Genomic DNA, 19,414 nt, shown 5'->3' with positions numbered 1-19,414 from the left:
GTCTTGCCATGATCAACGTGGCCAATCGTGCCGATGTTCACATGCGGCTTGGTGCGCTCGAATTTACCTTTTGCCATGTGATGTCTCCATTCCTGCTCGCCCGTACGGGCTCTTAATTAAGTTGCCGCAGCACCCTGCCGGGTTACGCGTATTTCTTCTGGACTTCCTGGGCGACCGCGGTCGGGACCGGCTCGTAATGGTCGAACTGCATCGTGTAGGCCGCACGGCCCTGGCTCATCGAGCGCAGATTGTCGACGTACTTGAACATGTTGGCGAGCGGCACCATCGCGTTGATGACGACTGCCACGCCGCGGGCTTCCTGGCCCTGGATCTGGCCACGACGGCCGTTGAGGTCACCGATGACACCGCCGACATAATCTTCCGGCGTCACGACCTCGACCTTCATGATCGGCTCGAGCAGCTGCACGCCGAGCTTCGGCGAAGCTTCCATAAAGCAAGCGCGGGAAGCGATTTCGAATGCGAGCACCGAAGAGTCGACGTCGTGGAAAGCGCCGTCGATCAAGGTAGCCTTGACGCCGATCATCGGGAACCCGGCAAACGGGCCGGAACCCATCTTGCTCAGCAGGCCCTTCTCGACACCCGGGATGTATTCCTTCGGCACAGCGCCGCCGACGATCTTGGATTCGAACACGAAATCCTCGCCATCGGGGTTCGGCTCGAACACGATCTTCACGCGGGCGAACTGCCCGGTACCACCGGTCTGCTTCTTGTGCGTGTAGTCCTGCTCGTGCCTGCGGGTGATCGTCTCGCGATAAGCCACCTGCGGCGCACCAACATTGGCCTCGACCTTGAACTCGCGGCGCATGCGGTCGACGATGATGTCGAGGTGCAGCTCGCCCATGCCGGAAATGATGGTCTGGCCGCTTTCCTCGTCGGTCTTGACGCGGAAGGACGGATCCTCGGCAGCCAGGCGATGCAGCGCGAGGCCCATCTTTTCCTGGTCGTTCTTGGTCTTCGGCTCGATCGCGATCTGGATGACCGGATCGGGGAATTCCATACGCTCGAGGATGACCGGATGAAGCGGATCGCACAGCGTATCGCCGGTGGTCGTGTCCTTGAGACCTGCGAGAGCGACGATGTCGCCGGCATAGGCCTCTTCAACGTCGGCACGGGAATTCGCATGCATCTGCAGCATGCGGCCGATGCGCTCTTTCTTGCCCTTCACGGTGTTGTCGACCGAGATGCCCTTGGTGAGCTTGCCCGAATAGATACGGGCAAAGGTCAGCGAACCGACGAACGGGTCGTTCATGATCTTGAACGCCAGCATCGACAGCGGCTCGTTGTCGTCGGCGTGACGCTCGATCTCGGCGTCGGTCTTGGCATCGACACCCTTGATCGCGGGCACATCGGCCGGCGACGGCAGGTATTCCACGACGGCGTCGAGCAGAGGCTGCACGCCCTTGTTCTTGAATGCCGAGCCGCAGAACATCGGGAAGAACTTGACCGCGATGGTGCCCTTGCGGATCAGCGCGCGGATCTCGTCATTCGACGGCATCTTGCCTTCGAGGTAGTTCTCAAGAGCCGTCTCGTCCATCTCGACGGCGGCCTCGATCATCTTCTCGCGGTATTCCTCGGCGCGGGCCTTGAGGTCGGCCGGGATCTCGACGACGTCCCAGGCAGCGCCCAGCGTCTCGTCGCGCCAGACCAGCGCGTTCATCTCGACCAGGTCGACGACGCCCTTGAATTCGGTCTCGGCGCCGATCGGCAGCTGCATGACGACAGCCTGCGCACCGAGGCGCGAGCCGATCATCTCGACCGAGCGGTAGAAGTCGGCGCCGGTCTTGTCCATCTTGTTGCAGAAGATCATACGCGGCACGCGGTACTTGTCGGCCTGGCGCCAGACGGTTTCCGTCTGCGGCTCCACACCGGCATTGGCGTCGAGCAGCGCGATGGCGCCGTCAAGCACGCGCAGCGAACGCTCGACCTCGATGGTGAAGTCGACGTGTCCGGGCGTGTCGATGATGTTGAAGCGGTGCATCTTGCCGTCACGACCCTTCCAGAAGGTCGTGGTCGCGGCCGACGTAATCGTGATGCCGCGCTCCTGCTCCTGCTCCATCCAGTCCATGGTCGCGGCGCCGTCGTGCACTTCGCCGATCTTGTGCGACTTGCCCGTGTAATAGAGGACGCGCTCGGTGGTCGTCGTCTTGCCGGCGTCGATATGCGCCATGATACCGAAATTGCGGTAGTCTTCGATTTTATATTCGCGGGCCATCGTAACTGCCTCTCAGTCTCTTTCGCGCTTTACCAGCGGTAGTGCGCGAAGGCGCGGTTGGCTTCAGCCATCTTGTGGGTGTCTTCACGCTTCTTCACTGCGGTGCCGCGGTTGTTGGCCGCGTCCATCAGCTCGCCGGAGAGGCGGTCGACCATGGTGGTCTCGTTGCGGTTGCGGGCCGCGGCGATCAGCCAGCGGATGGCCAACGCCTGACGGCGCTCGGGGCGCACGTCGACCGGAACCTGGTAGGTGGCGCCGCCGACGCGACGCGAACGCACTTCCACATGCGGCGCGACATTGTCGAGCGCCTGATGGAAGACGGTGACCGGCTCCTGCTTGGTTTTCGACTGGACCTGGTCGAGCGCGCCGTAGACGATGGTCTCGGCAACCGACTTCTTGCCGTCATACATGACGGCGTTCATGAACTTGGTGACGATCAGATCGCCGAACTTGGGGTCCGGATTGATCTCACGCTTTTCTGCACTGTGACGACGGGACATGGCTTTTGTCTCTCAATCTCTCATAGCCCGGCGCAGTCGAAAAAGCGCCGAAGCCGGAAAACCTTACTTCGGACGCTTGGCACCGTATTTCGAACGGCGCTGCTTGCGGTTCTTCACACCCTGCGTGTCGAGCACGCCGCGGATGATGTGGTAACGGACACCCGGAAGGTCCTTGACGCGGCCGCCGCGGATCATCACCACGGAGTGCTCCTGAAGGTTGTGACCTTCGCCGGGGATGTAACCGATCACCTCGAAACCATTGGTCAGGCGGATCTTGGCCACCTTGCGCAGCGCCGAGTTCGGCTTCTTCGGCGTCGTTGTGTAGACGCGCGTGCAGACGCCCCGCTTCTGCGGGTTCTGCTGCATGGCCGGGACCTTGTTGCGCTTCACCGGCGCAATGCGCGGCTTGCGGATCAGCTGGTTGACGGTAGGCATTAAACCCTCTTGTCTCTCAATTCCGTGTCTCGTGCCGGTCAAGGCTCGCTCAAAGCGTCATTTCCATACGCAAATTCGGGCCACAAACCGCGCCTTGCGGTCTTGCCCGAACAAATCGCAGAGGAAGCGGATACCGCTTCGTGCACGCCGGAAATGTCTTTTCGCTCGTAAAACGAACCCTGTTTGAGGCAAACTCCAAAGCGTGTCGCTTCGGAAGGGAGAGCCTCACATCGGTTCTGACTGGGCGGCTTCTACTCGCAAGCCCGCGTACCGTCAACCCCGGAGCGGCAAATATTGCATTGAAGCCGGGGCTTGGCAGCCATGCGTAAACCGCATGTAATTTTCTTTCGTCATTTTGCAAGGGCGAGGAAGAAAGTGACCGGGTTTTGGCTGTTGCGCGGCGCGGCTTCATGCGAAAAAGCCGCATGAACAGTCAAAGCCCCTCGCCGCGAAGGAATCGGCCCGTGAACGACAACGAGGAACGCCCGGTCACTATCATCACCGGCCGGGTGTGGAAGAGAAAAGGCGGCAAGCCGGAAGGCGTGCACGTCATGCTGGTTGCGCCTGATGACGATTCGGCGGTGCGCCGTGCGCTCGAATCGTTGGCGGCGGAAGGTTACGCCGAAGCCGAGCTCGACCAGATCGGCGACATGGAGGGCGAGCCCGACGAGGAGCCGCATCTTTCGGCCTTCCAGGGCGCGCTCGAAGGCGAAGTGTCGATCGTGACCTTCGATGTGCCGATCTGAAAGCGTGCCGGCCCTCGCCGTTCGAATCGGCGCTGGAGCCTTCCAACGAGTGAAAGGCCGGCGCTGCAGCTCCGGCAAAGACGGAGTTGACCTTTCGGCTTCGGCTTGCCCGGGGCAAGTGTTCTGATAAGAAGCGCTCACCATTGTCCAACAGACGGAGCGGCCGTGTCCCAGCCCATTAACATAGGCATTGTCGGCGTCGGCAAGATCGTCCGCGACCAACACCTTCCGGCGCTCGCCAAGGACCGGGACTACCGGCTGATCGCCGCTGCCAGCCGGCATGGCAAGGTTGAAGACATCCATAATTTTCCCGATATCGAGACGATGCTTGGCGCCGTTCCCGAACTCGACGCCGTCTCACTCTGCATGCCGCCGCAATTCCGCTACGCTGCGGCGCGCACCGCACTCGAGGCGAAGAAGCACGTGTTCCTGGAAAAGCCGCCCGGCGCCACGGTCAGCGAGGTCGAGGACCTGAAGGCGCTGGCGACGAAACAGGGCGTGTCGCTGTTCGCCAGTTGGCATTCGCGCTATGCGCCGGCGGTTGAAGCGGCGCGGACTTTTTTGGCCGCGACGCAAATCAAATCAGCGGCAATCGTCTGGAAGGAAGACGTGCGCCGCTGGCACCCGAACCAGGACTGGATCTGGCAGCCAGGCGGCTTCGGCGTCTTCGATCCAGGCATCAACGCGCTGTCGATCGCGACCTACATCCTGCCCGCCATGTACATCACGTCGGCCGCGCTCGACTTCCCGGAGAACCGCGACGCGCCGATCGCCGCCCAGGTCGCCTTCCGCGCGGCGAACGGGTCGGCGGTGACGATGGATCTGGATTGGCTCCAGACCGGGCCGCAGAGCTGGGACATTCTCGCCGATACCGATGCCGGCAAGATGGTGCTCTCGGGCGGTGGCTCGAAACTCTCCATCGACGGCCGCGTCGTCCATGAAGAACCGGAATCGGAATATCCTGAACTCTACAGGCGTTTCGCCGAAATCGTGCGCGCCGGCACTTCCGATGTCGATCTCGCGCCCCTCCAGCATGTCGCCGACGCCTTCATGCTCGGCAAGCGCAATGTGGTCGAGGCGTTCTTCGACTGAATAGCGACTGTCGCCCGGATCGCGTATCCGGTCCGCCTATCGCAACAACTCAATCGACAATCGCTATGGCGAACCCGTCATAGCCCTTGGCGCCGACAGTCTGGATCGCGGTGCCGTCCAGGCGCTTGTCGCCGCCGATGAAGGAGAACGCCGCGCGTGCACCTTCGACGTTGGCGTCGCGACCATCCTCGTCGAGCACCGTGCCGTCGCGAATGACGTTGTCGCAGACGATGACCGTTCCCGAGCGCGACAGCCGCATGGCCCAGGAGAGATAGTTGGGGTTGTTAGGCTTGTCGGCGTCGATGAAAACGAGGTCGAACGGCCCGGCGTCTTCGGCCCCCAGCGCAGCGAGCGACTGCAGCGCCGGCCCGACCCGCAGATCGACCTGTTCGGAAACCCCTGCCCGCTCGAAATTCGAACGCGCGACCTTGGCGTGGTGCGGATCGAGTTCGAGCGTCACGATTTTTCCGCCGGCCGGCAATCCCCGCGCCATCCAGATGGTGGAATAACCGCCCAGCGTACCAATCTCGAGCACCTTTTTCGCGCCGCGAATGCGCACCAGCAGCGAGAGCAGCTTTCCTTGCGCCGCCGAGACGTCGATCGCCGGCAAGCCACCGTCGCGGTTGGCCGCCAGGACCGCGTCGAGAACGGGATCCGCCTCGAAGAGCGAGGAAACGATGTAGTTATCGACAGCCGTCCAGGTTTTCGTGCTCATCTGCCTTCCTCGATTGTTCGTTGAAACGAAAAGGCCGCCGGGTTGCCCCGGCGGCCTTGTTGCCTGAGATCTCTTGCCGCCGCGCTTATTGCGCGGCGGTTGTCATGTCGGCCAGCATCGGCTCGGCGACTTCGACACCGGAGGCCTTGCGGCGCTCGTCGATGATCAGTTCGTCGCGCGAGGTGGCGATGCGGCGGATCTGGCTCATCGTGCCGCCGGTACCGGCCGGGATCAGCCGGCCGACGATGACGTTTTCCTTCAAGCCCTGCAGCATGTCGGTCTTGCCGGCAACCGCGGCTTCCGTCAGCACTCTGGTCGTCTCCTGGAAGGAGGCGGCCGAGATGAAGGACGGCGTCTGCAGCGAGGCCTTGGTGATGCCGAGCAGCACCGGCTGGCCTTCGGCCGGCTTCTTGCCGTCCTCGATCAGGCGCTCGTTGACCTCTTCCAGTTCGATCACGTCGACGTGGTCGCCCGGAATATAGGTCGAGTCGCCCTGCGTGGTGATCTCGACCTTCTGCAGCATCTGGCGAACGATCACCTCGATGTGCTTGTCGTTGATCGACACGCCCTGCAGACGGTAGACCTCCTGGATCTCGTTGACGAGGTAGGACGCAAGCGCCTCCACGCCCTTGATCGCCAGGATGTCGTGCGGCGCCGGATTGCCGTCGAGGATGTAGTCGCCCTTCTCGATGACGTCGCCGTCCTGGAGATGGAACGGCTTGCCCTTCGGGATCAGGTATTCGACAGGCTCAAGCGTCGAGTCATGCGGCTCGATGATGATGCGGCGCTTGTTCTTGTAGTCGCGGCCGAAGCGGATCGTACCATCGATCTCTGCGATGATGGCGTGATCCTTCGGACGACGGGCCTCGAACAGCTCGGCAACACGCGGCAGACCGCCGGTGATGTCCTTGGTCTTGGCGCTTTCCATCGGGATACGCGCCAGGACGTCGCCGGGACGAACCTGAGCACCCGGCTCGACCGAGAGAATGGCCTCGACCGAGAGCAGGAAGCGGGCATCGCCGCCCTTCGACAGCTTGCCGACCTTGCCCTTGGCGTCCTGAACGACGATCGCCGGCTTCAGGTCGTTGCCGCGCGGCGTCGAACGCCAGTCGATGACCTCGCGCTTGGTGATGCCGGTCGACTCGTCGGCCGTTTCCTGGACGGAAATGCCGTCGACCAGATCCTCGAACGCCACCTTGCCCTCGATTTCGGTGAGGATGGGGCGGGTGTAAGGATCCCATTCGGCGATGCGCTGGCCGCGCTTCACCTTGTCGCCATCGTCCACGAAGATGCGCGAACCATAGGTGACGCGGTGCGTGGCGCGCTCCTTGCCGGCCTCGTCGAGGATCAGCACCGCCATGTTGCGGCCCATGACCATCTGCTGGCCGTCCGAGTTGCGCACCACGTTGCGGTTGCGGATCTCGACCTTGCCCTCATAGGAGGCTTCAAGGAACGAGCTATCCACCACCTGCGCCGTACCGCCCATGTGGAAGGTACGCATGGTGAGCTGGGTGCCCGGCTCGCCGATCGACTGCGCCGCGATGACGCCGACGGCCTCGCCCTGGTTGACCGGGGTGCCCCGGGCCAGATCGCGTCCGTAGCAGACTGCGCAGACGCCGACCCTGACTTCGCAAGTCAGCGCCGAGCGGATGCGGACCGACTGCACGCCGGCCTTCTCGATCTGCTCCACGTCGCGCTCGTCCATCAGCGTTCCGGCCTTGACCAACAATTCGCCGGTCACCGGATGGTTGATGTCGTCGAGCGCGGTGCGACCCAGCACGCGCTGGCCGACCGAAGCGACGACCTGACCGGCATCGACGATCGGCTGCATGGTGAGGCCCTTGTCGGTGCCGCAGTCCACGGAGTTGACGATGCAGTCCTGCGCCACGTCGACCAGACGACGGGTGAGATAGCCCGAGTTCGCCGTCTTCAGGGCGGTGTCCGCCAGACCCTTGCGGGCGCCGTGGGTCGAGTTGAAGTACTCGAGCACGGTCAGGCCTTCCTTGAAGTTCGAGATGATCGGCGTCTCGATGATTTCACCCGACGGCTTGGCCATCAGGCCGCGCATGCCGGCGAGCTGGCGCATCTGGGTGGGCGAGCCGCGCGCACCGGAGTGCGACATCATGTAGATCGAGTTCATCGGCTTCTGACGACCATTGTCCTCGAACTCGACCGCCTTGATGCGGGCCATCATTTCGTCGGCGACCTTTTCCGAGCACTTGGCCCAGGCGTCGACGACCTTGTTGTACTTCTCGCCCTGCGTGATCAGGCCGTCATTGTACTGCTGCTCGTATTCCTTGGCCAAGGCCTCGGTGTCCGACACCAGCTTGATCTTGGTATCCGGGATCAGCATGTCGTCCTTGCCGAACGAAATGCCGGCGCGGCAGGCATGGGCGAAACCGAGCGCCATGATGCGATCGCAGAAAATGACCGTCTCCTTCTGACCGCAATGGCGGTAGACGGTGTCGATCATCTTGGAGATGTTCTTCTTGGTCATCTCCTGGTTGGCGGTCTCGTAAGGCACGTTAACGTTCTTCGGCAGAAGCTCGCCGATGATCATGCGGCCCGGCGTGGTGTCGTAGATCTTCGACACGACCTTGCCCTCGGCGTCGACCGAGCGGAAGCGGCCCTTGATCTTGGCGTGCAGGGTCACCGCCTTGGTCTCGAGCGCGTGCTGGAGTTCGCCCATGTCGGCAAACACCATGCCCTCGCCCGGCTCGTTCTGGTTGACGATCGAGAGGTAGTAGAGACCCAGAACCATGTCCTGCGACGGCACGATGATCGGCGCGCCGGAAGCCGGGTGCAGGATGTTGTTGGTCGACATCATCAGCACACGGGCTTCCAACTGCGCTTCCAGCGACAGCGGCACGTGGACCGCCATCTGGTCGCCGTCGAAGTCGGCGTTGAAGGCCGTGCAGACCAGCGGATGCAGCTGGATCGCCTTGCCTTCGATCAGGATCGGCTCGAACGCCTGGATGCCGAGGCGGTGCAGCGTCGGCGCGCGGTTCAAGAGCACCGGATGCTCGCGGATAACCTCGTCGAGGATATCCCAGACTTCCGGACGCTCCTTCTCGACCAGCTTCTTCGCCTGCTTGACGGTCGAGGAGTAACCCTTCGCGTCGAGGCGGGCGTAGATGAAGGGCTTGAACAGTTCGAGCGCCATCTTCTTGGGCAGGCCGCACTGGTGCAGCTTGAGCTCCGGACCGGTGACGATGACCGAACGGCCGGAATAGTCGACGCGCTTGCCGAGCAGGTTCTGGCGGAACCGGCCCTGCTTGCCCTTGAGCATATCCGACAGCGACTTCAGCGGACGCTTGTTGGCGCCGGTGATGACGCGGCCACGGCGGCCGTTGTCGAACAGCGCGTCGACGGCCTCCTGCAGCATGCGCTTTTCATTGCGCACGATGATGCCGGGGGCACGCAGCTCGATCAGCCGCTTCAGGCGGTTGTTGCGGTTGATGACGCGTCGATAGAGATCGTTGAGGTCCGACGTCGCGAAACGTCCGCCGTCCAGCGGGACGAGCGGGCGCAGGTCCGGCGGGATCACCGGAACCACCTTCATGATCATCCATTCCGGACGGTTGCCGGACTCCATGAAGTTCTCGACGACCTTGAGCCGCTTCAGATACTTCTTCTGCTTCAACTCGGACGTGGTCGAAGCCAGCTCCGAACGCAGGTCGCCGGCGATCTTCTCCAGGTCCATGCCGGCCAGAAGGTCATGAATGGCCTCGGCGCCGATCATGGCGGTGAAGCTATCCTCGCCATATTCGTCGACGGCGATCATGTACTCTTCCTCGCTGAGCAGCTGGTGCTCCTTCAGCGCGGTGAGGCCGGGTTCGGTGACGATGTAGTTCTCGAAGTAGAGGACGCGCTCGATGTCCTTCAGGGTCATGTCGAGCAGCGTGCCGATGCGCGAGGGCAGCGACTTCAGGAACCAGATATGAGCGACGGGTGCCGCCAGCTCGATATGGCCCATGCGCTCGCGGCGAACGCGCGACAGCGTGACTTCGACACCGCACTTTTCGCAGATGACGCCCTTGTACTTCATGCGCTTGTACTTGCCGCACAGGCACTCGTAGTCCTTGATCGGGCCAAAAATGCGCGCACAGAACAGACCGTCACGCTCCGGCTTGAAGGTGCGGTAGTTGATGGTCTCCGGCTTCTTGATCTCGCCGAACGACCAGGACAGAATCTTCTCAGGGCTGGCGAGCGATATCCGGATGGAATCGAACACCTGCGCCGGCGCCTGGGGATTGAAGAGATTCATGACCTCTTGGTTCATGCCGTTCTCCTTTCGGGGTCCTCGAAAACCCCTTGCATCTGATGCGGGGCAAATGCCCGCTGAGTGGTCGGCCCACCGGCCGAAGAATTTGGTGCACCCGGTCGCGGGAGCCTCTCCCGCGACCGGGTGTCTTGTTTATTCCGCTGCGTCGGGCAGCCGAACCGGGGCTTCGTCGAGCTTGGTGTTCTCCAATTCGACGTTGAGGCCGAGCGACCGCATCTCCTTGACGAGAACGTTGAAGCTCTCGGGAATGCCGGCCTCGAAGGTGTCGTCGCCGCGGACGATCGCCTCGTAGACCTTGGTGCGGCCGGCGACGTCGTCCGACTTCACCGTCAGCATTTCCTGCAGCGTGTAGGCGGCGCCGTACGCTTCCAGCGCCCAGACCTCCATTTCACCGAAGCGCTGGCCGCCGAACTGCGCCTTGCCGCCCAGCGGCTGCTGGGTGACGAGCGAGTACGGACCGATCGAACGCGCGTGGATCTTGTCGTCCACGAGGTGGTGAAGCTTGAGCATGTAGATGTAGCCCATCGTCACCTTGCGATCGAACGGTTCGCCGGTGCGTCCGTCATAGAGCTGCGACTGACCGCTGGTGTGCAGGCCCGCCTGCTCCAGCATGACGTTGATGTCGGCCTCGTGCGCGCCGTCGAACACCGGGGTCGCGATCGAGACACCGCGGCGCATCTGCTCGCTCAGGCGAACGATGCTCTCGTCGTCATACTCGCGGACCGGCTCGTTGCGGTCGTTGGCGGGCATGAAGCTCTCCAGCGTCTTGCGCAGCGGCTTGATGTCGCCGGCAGACTTGTAGGCGTCGATCATCTCGCCGATCTTCCTGCCCATTCCGGCGCAAGCCCAGCCCAGATGCGTTTCCAGGATCTGGCCGACATTCATGCGGCTCGGCACACCCAGCGGGTTGAGCACGATATCGGCATGCGTGCCGTCCTCGAGGAAAGGCATGTCCTCGACCGGAACGATGCGCGACACGACACCCTTGTTGCCGTGACGGCCGGCCATCTTGTCGCCCGGCTGCATCTTGCGCTTCACCGCCACGAAGACCTTGACCATCTTCATGACGCCCGGAGGCATTTCGTCGCCGCGCTGCACCTTCTCGACCTTGTCCATGAAGCGCTGTTCGAGCGCCTTCTTGGAATCGTCGTATTGGCCGCGCAGGGCTTCCAGTTCGCTCTGGAGCTTTTCGTTCTCCACGGCGAACTGCCACCACTGCGAACGCGGATACTCGTCGAGCGTATCCTTCGACAGCGTCGAGCCCTTCTTGAAGCCCTTCGGTCCGGCGATCGCTTCCTTGCCGACGAGCACGTCGGAAAGGCGCGCGTAGACGTTGCGATCCAGGATCGCCTGCTCGTCGTCACGGTCCTTGGCGAGGCGTTCGATCTCCTCGCGCTCGATCGCCATGGCGCGCTCGTCCTTCTCCACACCGTGGCGATTGAACACGCGCACCTCGACGACGGTGCCGAAGGTGCCCGGAGGCATGCGCATCGAGGTGTCGCGCACATCGGATGCCTTTTCGCCGAAGATGGCGCGCAGAAGCTTTTCTTCCGGCGTCATCGGGCTTTCGCCCTTCGGCGTGATCTTGCCGACCAGGATATCGCCCGGCTGAACTTCGGCACCGATATAGACGATGCCGGCTTCATCGAGGTTCTTCAGCGCTTCTTCCGAGACGTTCGGAATGTCGCGCGTGATTTCCTCCGGTCCGAGCTTGGTGTCGCGCGCCATGACCTCGAACTCCTCGATGTGGATCGAGGTGAAGACGTCGTCGGCGACGATGCGCTCGGACAGGAGGATCGAGTCCTCGTAGTTGTAGCCGTTCCACGGCATGAACGCGACCAGCACGTTGCGGCCGAGAGCCAGATCGCCGAGCTCGGTCGAAGGACCGTCCGCGATGATGTCGCCCTTGTTGACCCGGTCGCCCATGCGCACCAGCGGACGCTGGTTGATGCAGGTGTTCTGGTTCGAACGCTGGAACTTCATCAGCCGGTAGATGTCGACGCCGGACTTGCCCGGATCGAGGTCTTCCGTGGCGCGGATGACGATACGCGTCGCGTCCACCTGGTCGACGATGCCGCCGCGGCGGGCGCCGATGGCGGCGCCCGAATCACGGGCGACAATCGGCTCCATGCCGGTGCCGACGAACGGCGCTTCGGCGCGCACCAGCGGCACGGCCTGGCGCTGCATGTTCGAGCCCATCAGCGCGCGGTTGGCGTCGTCGTTCTCAAGGAACGGGATCAGGGCCGCGGCCACCGACACCATCTGCTTGGGCGAAACGTCCATCAGGTCGACGTTTTCGCGCGGCGCCATCATCACTTCGCCGGCACTGCGGCAAATGACGAATTCGTCGACAAAGCGACCATCCTTGTCGAGCTCGGCATTGGCCTGCGCGACATGGTGCTTGGCCTCTTCCATCGCCGACAGATAGACGACGTCATTGGTCAGCTTGCCGTCGACGATCTTGCGGTACGGGCTCTCGATGAAGCCGTACTTGTTGACGCGCGCGAAGGTGGCGAGCGAGTTGATCAGGCCGATATTCGGGCCTTCCGGCGTCTCGATCGGGCAGATGCGGCCGTAATGCGTCGGGTGCACGTCGCGCACCTCGAAGCCGGCGCGCTCGCGGGTCAGACCACCCGGTCCAAGCGCGGAGAGACGGCGCTTGTGGGTGATCTCCGACAGCGGATTGGTCTGGTCCATGAACTGCGACAGCTGCGAGGAACCGAAGAACTCGCGCACGGCGGCAGCCGCCGGCTTGGCGTTGATCAGGTCCTGCGGCATGACCGTGTCGATCTCGATCGAGGACATACGCTCCTTGATCGCGCGCTCCATGCGCAGCAGGCCGACGCGGTACTGGTTTTCCATCAGCTCGCCGACCGAACGCACGCGGCGGTTGCCGAGATTGTCGATGTCGTCGATCTCGCCCTTGCCGTCACGCAGTTCGACCAGCGTCTTGACCACGGCCAGGATGTCGTCCTTGCGCAATACACGCACGGTGTCCTCGGCCTTGAGTTCGAGGCGCATGTTCATCTTGACGCGGCCAACGGCGGACAGGTCGTAGCGCTCGCTGTCGAAGAACAGCGAGTTGAACATGGCTTCAGCGGTTTCGAGCGTCGGCGGCTCGCCGGGGCGCATGACACGATAGATGTCGAACAGCGCGTCCTGGCGGCTCTCGTTCTTGTCGACGGCGAGCGTGTTGCGGATGTAGGCGCCGACATTGACGTGATCGATGTCGAGTATCTGGATCTCGTCCTCGCCGGTGCCAAGCAGCACCTTCAGCGTCTTGTCATCGATCTCGTCGCCGGCCTCGAGGAAGATCTCGCCGGTGGCGTAATTGACGATGTCCTCGGCGAGATAGTTGCCGAGCAGGTCCTCGTCGGTCGCCTTGATCGCCTTCAGGCCCTTTTCGCCGAGCTGGCGGGCCTGGCGGGCGGTGATCTTCTTGCCGGCCTCGACAACGACCTCACCCGTGTCGGCGTCGACCAGGTCGCCGACGGCCTTCAGGCCGCGGAAACGATCGACGTTGAACGGAATGCGCCAGTGATCGCCGGCGCGCTTGTAGGTGATCTTGTTGTAGAAGGTCGACAGGATCTCTTCGCCGTCCATGCCGAGCGCCATCAGCAGCGACGTCACCGGAATCTTGCGGCGACGGTCGATGCGGGCGTGCACGACGTCCTTGGAATCGAACTCGATGTCGAGCCACGAACCGCGATAGGGGATGACGCGCGCGGCAAACAGGAGCTTGCCCGACGAGTGCGACTTGCCCTTGTCATGGTCGAAGAAGACGCCCGGCGAGCGGTGCATCTGCGAGACGATGACGCGCTCGGTGCCGTTGACGATGAAGGTGCCGTTCGAGGTCATGAGCGGCATGTCGCCCATGTAGACGTCCTGCTCCTTGATGTCCTTGATCGACTTCGCGCCGGTATCCTCGTCGATATCGAACACGATCAGGCGCAGCGTCACCTTCAGCGGTGCGGCATAGGTGAGGTCGCGCTGACGGCATTCGTCAACGTCGAATTTCGGTCCTTCGAACTCGTACTTCACGAACTCCAGCATCGAGGAGCCGGAAAAATCGGAGATCGGGAAGACCGACTTGAAAACAGCCTGCAGTCCCTCGTCCGGACGTCCGCCCTTGGGCTCGTCCACCATCAGGAACTGGTCATAGGACGCCTTCTGAACCTCGATGAGGTTCGGCATCTCCGCAACTTCCGGGATCTTTCCGAAGAACTTGCGTACGCGTCTGCGGCCATTGAAAGTCTGGGTCTGGGCCATCGTCGCTCCTTAGCTCTAAACTCGGGGCGAGCCTCGCCGCGGCTCGCCTTGCATCCGAACCGCCTGGGCAGCGGCTCTCTGTCTGTTCTCCGGCCCCATTACCAAACTACTTGGCGGCGGCCGGCTAAAACGGGAGAAAACCCGTTTCCTGAGAGCCGGTTTTCGGCCCTCAGGAAAGAGGTTTTCGTGCATCTCGCGCTACGCAGCCTCCCCAGGTCACCCGAGGGAGTGGCGGACGGCGCGAGGCCGTCCGCCGATTGTTACGCTTACTTCAGCTCGACCTTGGCGCCGGCTGCTTCCAGCTGGGCCTTGAACTTGTCGGCGTCGGCCTTGGAAACGGCTTCCTTGACCGGCTTCGGAGCCGCTTCGACCAGGTCCTTGGCTTCCTTGAGGCCAAGGCCGGTGATGGCGCGGACTTCCTTGATGACGTTGATCTTCTGAGCGCCGGCATCGGTGAGGACGACGTCGAATTCCGTCTTTTCCTCGACCGGAGCAGCGGCAGCGGCAGCGCCGCCGGCAGCGGCAACAGCCACCGGAGCAGCAGCCGAAACGCCCCACTTTTCTTCCAGAAGCTTCGACAGCTCAGCCGCCTCGAGGACGGTCAGCTTCGAAAGGTCGTCTACGATCTTTGCGAGATCAGCCATTGTTGTATTCCTTCATAAGGTTCGAACGTGTGTTTGTGATAGCGAGGAACGGCCTCATGCCGCCTCGTCCTTCCGGGCGTAAGCGCCGATGACACGCGCGACCGAAGCCGCGGGCGCATTGACGATCTGGGCGATCCGGGTTGCCGGCGTGGCGATCATGCCAACCAGCCTGGCGCGCAGCTCGTCGAGCGACGGAAGTGTGGCGAGTGCCTTCACACCGTCGGCGTTGAGCGAGGTGGTGCCCATTGCGCCGCCGAGAATGACGAGCTTGTCATTCCCCTTGGCGAAATCGGACGTGACCTTCGGCGCCGCAATCGGATCCTCCGAATAGGCGACCAGCGTCTGTCCCTTGAACAGATCGATGATCGATGCGGAGTCCGTGCCCTGAAGAGCGATTTTGGCGAGACGGTTCTTCGCGACTTTAACGGTGCCACCGGCAGCGCGCATTTTCGACCGGAGGTCGTTCATTTGCGCGACGGTGATACCGGCATAGTGGGCCACGACCACTGAACCCGCGTTCGAGAACGCATCGTTCAGGCCCGTGACGAGTTCGCGTTTTTCCGCTCTGTCCACTGCCTATCTCCAGTTGACCCCCACCCTGCTAACGGGAACATTCCCATTCACGAGGACAGGCGTCGGGTTGCCTTTTGCCGGCCGGGCCATCCAGTAACGGATCTCCCGAACAGCGCTCGAGGATCCTGCCCCCTTTCGCCACATCGCCGGCAAGCCGGACGATGCGCAGACAAAAGGCAAACACGGTTCGAACCTTTCATTGGAGCGCTTGCTCCGTTGTCAGGTCTTCACCCGTCTCATGCAGGCCCACATGAATTAAGGCCCCCCTTTTCAATCAAGGCCGGGCCGCCTGCAATCTCGGACAGGATGTCCGGAAACCTTTCGGCTCCCGGTACCGGGCCCAGAACGATCCAGGCCCGGAATTCACTTACGGATCGGCCCGTTCAGCGGCCGATCCAAACGGTTAATCAGGACGCCGCGAGCGTCGAGACGTCGAGCTTGAGGCCCGGGCCCATCGTCGAGGTGACGGACACCTTCTTGACGTAGTTGCCCTTGGCGCCAGCCGGCTTTGCCTTGGTCACCGCATCGGCGAAGGCGCGGACGTTTTCTTCCAGCGCCTTGACGTCGAACGAGACCTTGCCGACGCCGGCGTGAACGATGCCGGCTTTCTCGACGCGGAACTCGACAGCGCCGCCCTTCGATGCCTTGACGGCGGCCGCGACGTCGGTGGTGACGGTACCGACCTTCGGGTTCGGCATCATGCCGCGCGGGCCGAGCACCTTGCCCAGACGGCCGACGAGCGGCATCATGTCCGGCGTAGCGATGCAGCGATCGAAATCGATCGTGCCCTTCTGGACGATATCGACCAGGTCCTCCGCACCGACGATGTCGGCGCCGGCGGCCTTGGCTTCCTCGGCCTTGTCGCCACGGGCGAACACGGCGACGCGGACCGAGCGGCCGGTGCCGTTCGGCAGGTTGACCACGCCGCGGACCATCTGGTCGGCATGGCGAGGATCAACGCCGAGATTCATCGCGACTTCGATCGTCTCGTCGAACTTGACCGTCGAGCGATCCTTGAGCAGCTTCAGCGCGTCACCCAAGGTATAAGCCTTGTTGGGATCGATGCCTTCGCGGGTCTTCGATACACGCTTTGCAATCTTTGCCATGATCTCAGCCCACCACTTCCAGACCCATCGAGCGGGCGGAGCCCTCGACCATGCGCATGGCCGCCTCGACGTCGTTTGCGTTCAGATCCTTCATCTTCTGCTCGGCGATGGCGCGGACCTTGTCGCGGCCGATCGTGCCGGCCTTGACCTTGCCCGGCTCCTTGGAGCCCGACTTCAGGTTAGCGGCCTTCTTCAGGAAGTAGCTCACCGGCGGCGTCTTCATGACGAAGGTGAACGACTTGTCCTGGTAGTAGGTGATGACGACCGGAATCGGCGATCCCTTTTCCATTTCCTGGGTCTGCGCGTTGAACGCCTTGCAGAACTCCATGATGTTGATGCCACGCTGACCAAGCGCCGGGCCGATCGGGGGCGACGGCGTAGCCGAGCCCGCGGCAACCTGGAGCTTGAGCTGGCCTGCAATTTTCTTAGCCATCTCTATTCCTGCCTTTGTCTATGCCGGCCCCTCGATCTGGGAAAACACCGGCTGTTGCAGTCTGGTGGTGCGGTTCCTGCGGCCGGCTAAAGCCGCATTCGCCTCCCACCGTTCTCAGGCCGCGCGTTGCCGCGCCGCCTCCCCTGACCACCGGAACGGCGCCAGGGATTTCGGATCAGCCTTTTTCGACTTGCCCGAATTCCAGATCGACAGGCACGGCGCGCCCGAAGATCGAAACTTCCACCTTGAGCCGCGCCCGCTCCTCGTCCACTTCCTGGACGAAGCCGTTGAAGGACGCGAAGGGGCCATCCGAGACGCGGATCGCCTCGCCGATCTCGAAAGTAACCGAGGGCTTCGGGCGCTCGACGCCTTCCTGCACCTGGTTCAGGATGCGCTGCGCCTCGGCCTCGGTGATCGGTACCGGCTTGGAGTCGCCCAAAAACCCGGTGACCTTCGGCGTGTTCTTGACCAGCGAGAACACGGCGTCGGTCAAGTTGGCCTTCAGGAGCACATAGCCCGGAAAGAACTTGCGCTCGGCGTCGACCTTGCGGCCGCGACGAACCTCGACGACCTTCTCGGTCGGCACGACGATCTGCTCGATATCGGCGGACAGGCCCTTCTGCTTGGCCTTGTTCTCGATGTCCTCGGCGACCTTCTTCTCAAAGTTCGAATAGGCGTGGACGATGTACCAGCGCGTAGTCATTTCACGACTTCTCCGTAATCGCCGGACTTAGCGTCCAATGCCCAGAATCTGTTCGACCGCGAGGCCCATGAGCTGATCGGCGGTGAAGAAAAAGACCATCGCGATCACAGCGAAAGCCAGAACCATCACTGTCGAGATCATCGTTTCGCGTCGCGACGGCCAAGTCACCTTGGCGGTCTCCGCGCGAACCTGCTGGAGAAAGACGAAAGGATTTGTGGTTTTCGAAGCCATATGCCGCTCTGTCTTCAAGACCCGTTGGCCGGGTCTCCTGGATGATCCCGCTGGCCGGGACGTGCCGCCTGGGTCCATTTTCGCGCCGAATCAGCGCAATCATTTCGCCCATGCAAATCAGACGCGTAAAGCCGGCTTCCCAGCTCCACGCGTCGCGTGTCTGTTTCGTCTACATAAAACCGATTCTTGATCCACGCAAGTGGCAAGTGTCCGCTTTATGACCAAACGCCGCCTCGGAACCATCCAGTCGTTCCGTCCCGGCTATGGCGCCCTTATGCCTCAATCAGCCTAATATGGCAAGCCGGTCGCCGATTTTCAAAGGGCAGCCTGCAAAAGATAGTTTCGATGGCCATTTTGGAAATGGCTGTGTTTTTGTTTTGACGTGCCATTTCTTGAAATGGCACGGGCAGCAGGGCTCGAACCTACGACCTGCGGTTTTGGAGACCGCCGCTCTACCAACTGAGCTATGCCCGTACACGTGCGCCTCGGCGCAGCACGGGCTTCCTAAAAGCTTCCGCGCGCTCTGTAAAGAGCGGTTTGCAAGCAAACGCGCCTTCATCCCCTTTCCCGGAAATCGGGATGGTCGACGACCAGCCCGCCGCCATCGATCTCCGGTTTCATGCTCAAGTGCGCCGGCATGCTGTTCGCGGAGATCTTGCCTGCCGGCCCGTGTATCCGTTGGACGCTATTTGGTGTCCGGGACCCGGTAAGGCCCGCCGGGCACGCCCCAGCCCCAGGCCGGCATCGGCTCGGTCTCCGGGTCGCACGTTTCGCCGAGATTGGAATTCATCCTGGCGAGCCGCGATCCCCACTCGATATAGCCCATGAAGGCGGAACGGAACTCCGGATCGTCAGGCAGCCCGACGGCATCCGCGGCATCGGCCAGCAGGTTGATCCAGCGGCGGCGCTGCTCCTCCGTCAAATGCTTGCCGAGATGATGCATCACCATCTCGCGGTGGCCGCCGAATTTTTCGCTGTAGGTTTTCGGCCCGCCGAAAACCTCGCCGATAAAGGCCGCGACATGGGCGGGATGGTCGGGCGACATATGCTTGAACACCGGCCCGACGACCGGATCCCGCGCCACCTTGTCATAGAACGTCTGCGTCAGCCGGTTGAGCGCTTCGCTGCCGCCGGCCCATTCGTACAGAGTCGGAACATCCTGGCTCATACTTGACCTCCGCCCAGCGCCGCCTGCAGCGACGATAGCGGAAAAATCGAGCAAGCCTCAACCTGGCTCGATGGCCAGTTCGATGACACGACTACCGTTCGACCGCGTGTCGGCCCCGCCATGCCAGCGCTGATCTTCGGTCGCCGACAAAAAGGGCGGCCCGAGGACCGCCCTTCCTTCTCGATCCGGCTGATGCCGGTGTCGATTACTCTTTGATGGTGACGACGATGCCGGCACCGACGGTGCGGCCGCCTTCACGGATGGCGAAGCGCAGCTTCTCT

General features: G+C 62.5%; 15 protein-coding genes, 1 tRNA gene and 2 pseudogenes. 2 read left to right on the top strand and 16 right to left on the bottom strand.

Annotation, left to right across the window (positions count from 1 at the left end; translation table 11 throughout):
* From FJ949_RS30105 to rpsL, 4 genes and pseudogenes are all read right to left on the bottom strand, one after another.
* Nucleotides 1-77: pseudogene (locus tag FJ949_RS30105) on the bottom strand (elongation factor Tu); the annotation flags it as partial.
* Between the two features lie 65 nt (nucleotides 78-142).
* Nucleotides 143-2,233 carry an elongation factor G gene (gene fusA, locus FJ949_RS30100; protein WP_140501638.1) on the bottom strand — a complete coding sequence of 697 codons (2,091 nt, stop codon included), beginning with the start codon at nucleotides 2,231-2,233 and terminating at the stop codon, nucleotides 143-145.
* Nucleotides 2,234-2,262: 29 nt separating this feature from the next.
* Nucleotides 2,263-2,733 carry a 30S ribosomal protein S7 gene (gene rpsG / locus FJ949_RS30095; RefSeq protein WP_008875664.1) on the bottom strand — a complete coding sequence of 157 codons (471 nt, stop codon included), beginning with the start codon at nucleotides 2,731-2,733 and terminating at the stop codon, nucleotides 2,263-2,265.
* 63 nt (nucleotides 2,734-2,796) lie between these two features.
* Nucleotides 2,797-3,168, bottom strand: coding sequence for a 30S ribosomal protein S12 (gene rpsL, locus FJ949_RS30090; protein WP_006333356.1), 372 nt, complete (start codon nucleotides 3,166-3,168; stop codon nucleotides 2,797-2,799).
* Between the two features lie 464 nt (nucleotides 3,169-3,632).
* Between rpsL and FJ949_RS30085 the strand changes: the two genes are divergently transcribed.
* Nucleotides 3,633-3,914 carry a transcriptional regulator gene (locus tag FJ949_RS30085; RefSeq protein ID WP_140501636.1) on the top strand — a complete coding sequence of 94 codons (282 nt, stop codon included), beginning with the start codon at nucleotides 3,633-3,635 and terminating at the stop codon, nucleotides 3,912-3,914.
* A gap of 165 nt (nucleotides 3,915-4,079) precedes the next feature.
* Nucleotides 4,080-5,006 (top strand): Gfo/Idh/MocA family oxidoreductase, encoded by a 927-nt coding sequence (locus tag FJ949_RS30080; RefSeq protein ID WP_140501634.1) that lies wholly within the window; start codon nucleotides 4,080-4,082, stop codon nucleotides 5,004-5,006.
* Nucleotides 5,007-5,055: 49 nt separating this feature from the next.
* Here the strand turns inward: FJ949_RS30080 and FJ949_RS30075 are convergent, their stop codons facing one another.
* The 12 genes and pseudogenes from FJ949_RS30075 to FJ949_RS30020 all read right to left on the bottom strand — a co-directional run.
* Entirely contained in the window at nucleotides 5,056-5,721 is a 666-nt protein-coding gene (locus tag FJ949_RS30075) for an O-methyltransferase (RefSeq protein ID WP_140501632.1), read from the bottom strand.
* Between the two features lie 85 nt (nucleotides 5,722-5,806).
* Nucleotides 5,807-10,003 (bottom strand): DNA-directed RNA polymerase subunit beta', encoded by a 4,197-nt coding sequence (gene rpoC, locus FJ949_RS30070; protein WP_140501630.1) that lies wholly within the window; start codon nucleotides 10,001-10,003, stop codon nucleotides 5,807-5,809.
* A 135-nt stretch (nucleotides 10,004-10,138) separates the two neighbouring features.
* On the bottom strand, nucleotides 10,139-14,275 hold the full coding sequence (gene rpoB, locus FJ949_RS30065) for a DNA-directed RNA polymerase subunit beta (RefSeq protein WP_140501628.1): 4,137 nt from the start codon (nucleotides 14,273-14,275) through the stop codon (nucleotides 10,139-10,141).
* A gap of 266 nt (nucleotides 14,276-14,541) precedes the next feature.
* Entirely contained in the window at nucleotides 14,542-14,919 is a 378-nt protein-coding gene (rplL, locus tag FJ949_RS30060; protein ID WP_027146630.1) for a 50S ribosomal protein L7/L12, read from the bottom strand.
* 54 nt (nucleotides 14,920-14,973) lie between these two features.
* Entirely contained in the window at nucleotides 14,974-15,492 is a 519-nt protein-coding gene (gene rplJ / locus FJ949_RS30055; protein ID WP_140501626.1) for a 50S ribosomal protein L10, read from the bottom strand.
* Between the two features lie 407 nt (nucleotides 15,493-15,899).
* Entirely contained in the window at nucleotides 15,900-16,598 is a 699-nt protein-coding gene (gene rplA / locus FJ949_RS30050) for a 50S ribosomal protein L1 (RefSeq protein WP_140501624.1), read from the bottom strand.
* Between the two features lie 4 nt (nucleotides 16,599-16,602).
* A complete protein-coding gene (rplK, locus tag FJ949_RS30045; RefSeq protein WP_140501622.1) occupies nucleotides 16,603-17,031 on the bottom strand; it encodes a 50S ribosomal protein L11 in 429 nt (142 codons plus the stop codon).
* Between the two features lie 175 nt (nucleotides 17,032-17,206).
* Nucleotides 17,207-17,734: a transcription termination/antitermination protein NusG gene (gene nusG / locus FJ949_RS30040; protein ID WP_140501620.1), complete on the bottom strand. Its 528-nt coding sequence runs from the start codon at nucleotides 17,732-17,734 to the stop codon at nucleotides 17,207-17,209.
* A gap of 27 nt (nucleotides 17,735-17,761) precedes the next feature.
* Complete coding sequence (gene secE / locus FJ949_RS30035) at nucleotides 17,762-17,965, bottom strand: preprotein translocase subunit SecE (RefSeq protein WP_140501618.1); 204 nt, start codon at nucleotides 17,963-17,965, stop codon at nucleotides 17,762-17,764.
* Nucleotides 17,966-18,363: 398 nt separating this feature from the next.
* A tRNA-Trp gene (locus FJ949_RS30030) sits at nucleotides 18,364-18,439 on the bottom strand.
* A gap of 211 nt (nucleotides 18,440-18,650) precedes the next feature.
* Nucleotides 18,651-19,133, bottom strand: a complete 483-nt coding sequence (locus FJ949_RS30025) for a group II truncated hemoglobin (protein ID WP_140501616.1) — start codon at nucleotides 19,131-19,133, stop codon at nucleotides 18,651-18,653.
* Nucleotides 19,134-19,338: 205 nt separating this feature from the next.
* Nucleotides 19,339-19,414: pseudogene (locus FJ949_RS30020) on the bottom strand (elongation factor Tu); the annotation flags it as partial.

This window comes from Mesorhizobium sp. B2-4-1 (genome assembly GCF_006442185.1).
In the GTDB taxonomy this organism is placed as follows: Bacteria; Pseudomonadota; Alphaproteobacteria; order Rhizobiales; family Rhizobiaceae; genus Mesorhizobium.
The sequence above is the reverse complement of the archived record's forward strand: the minus strand, read 5'-3'. Positions and strand labels throughout refer to the sequence as shown.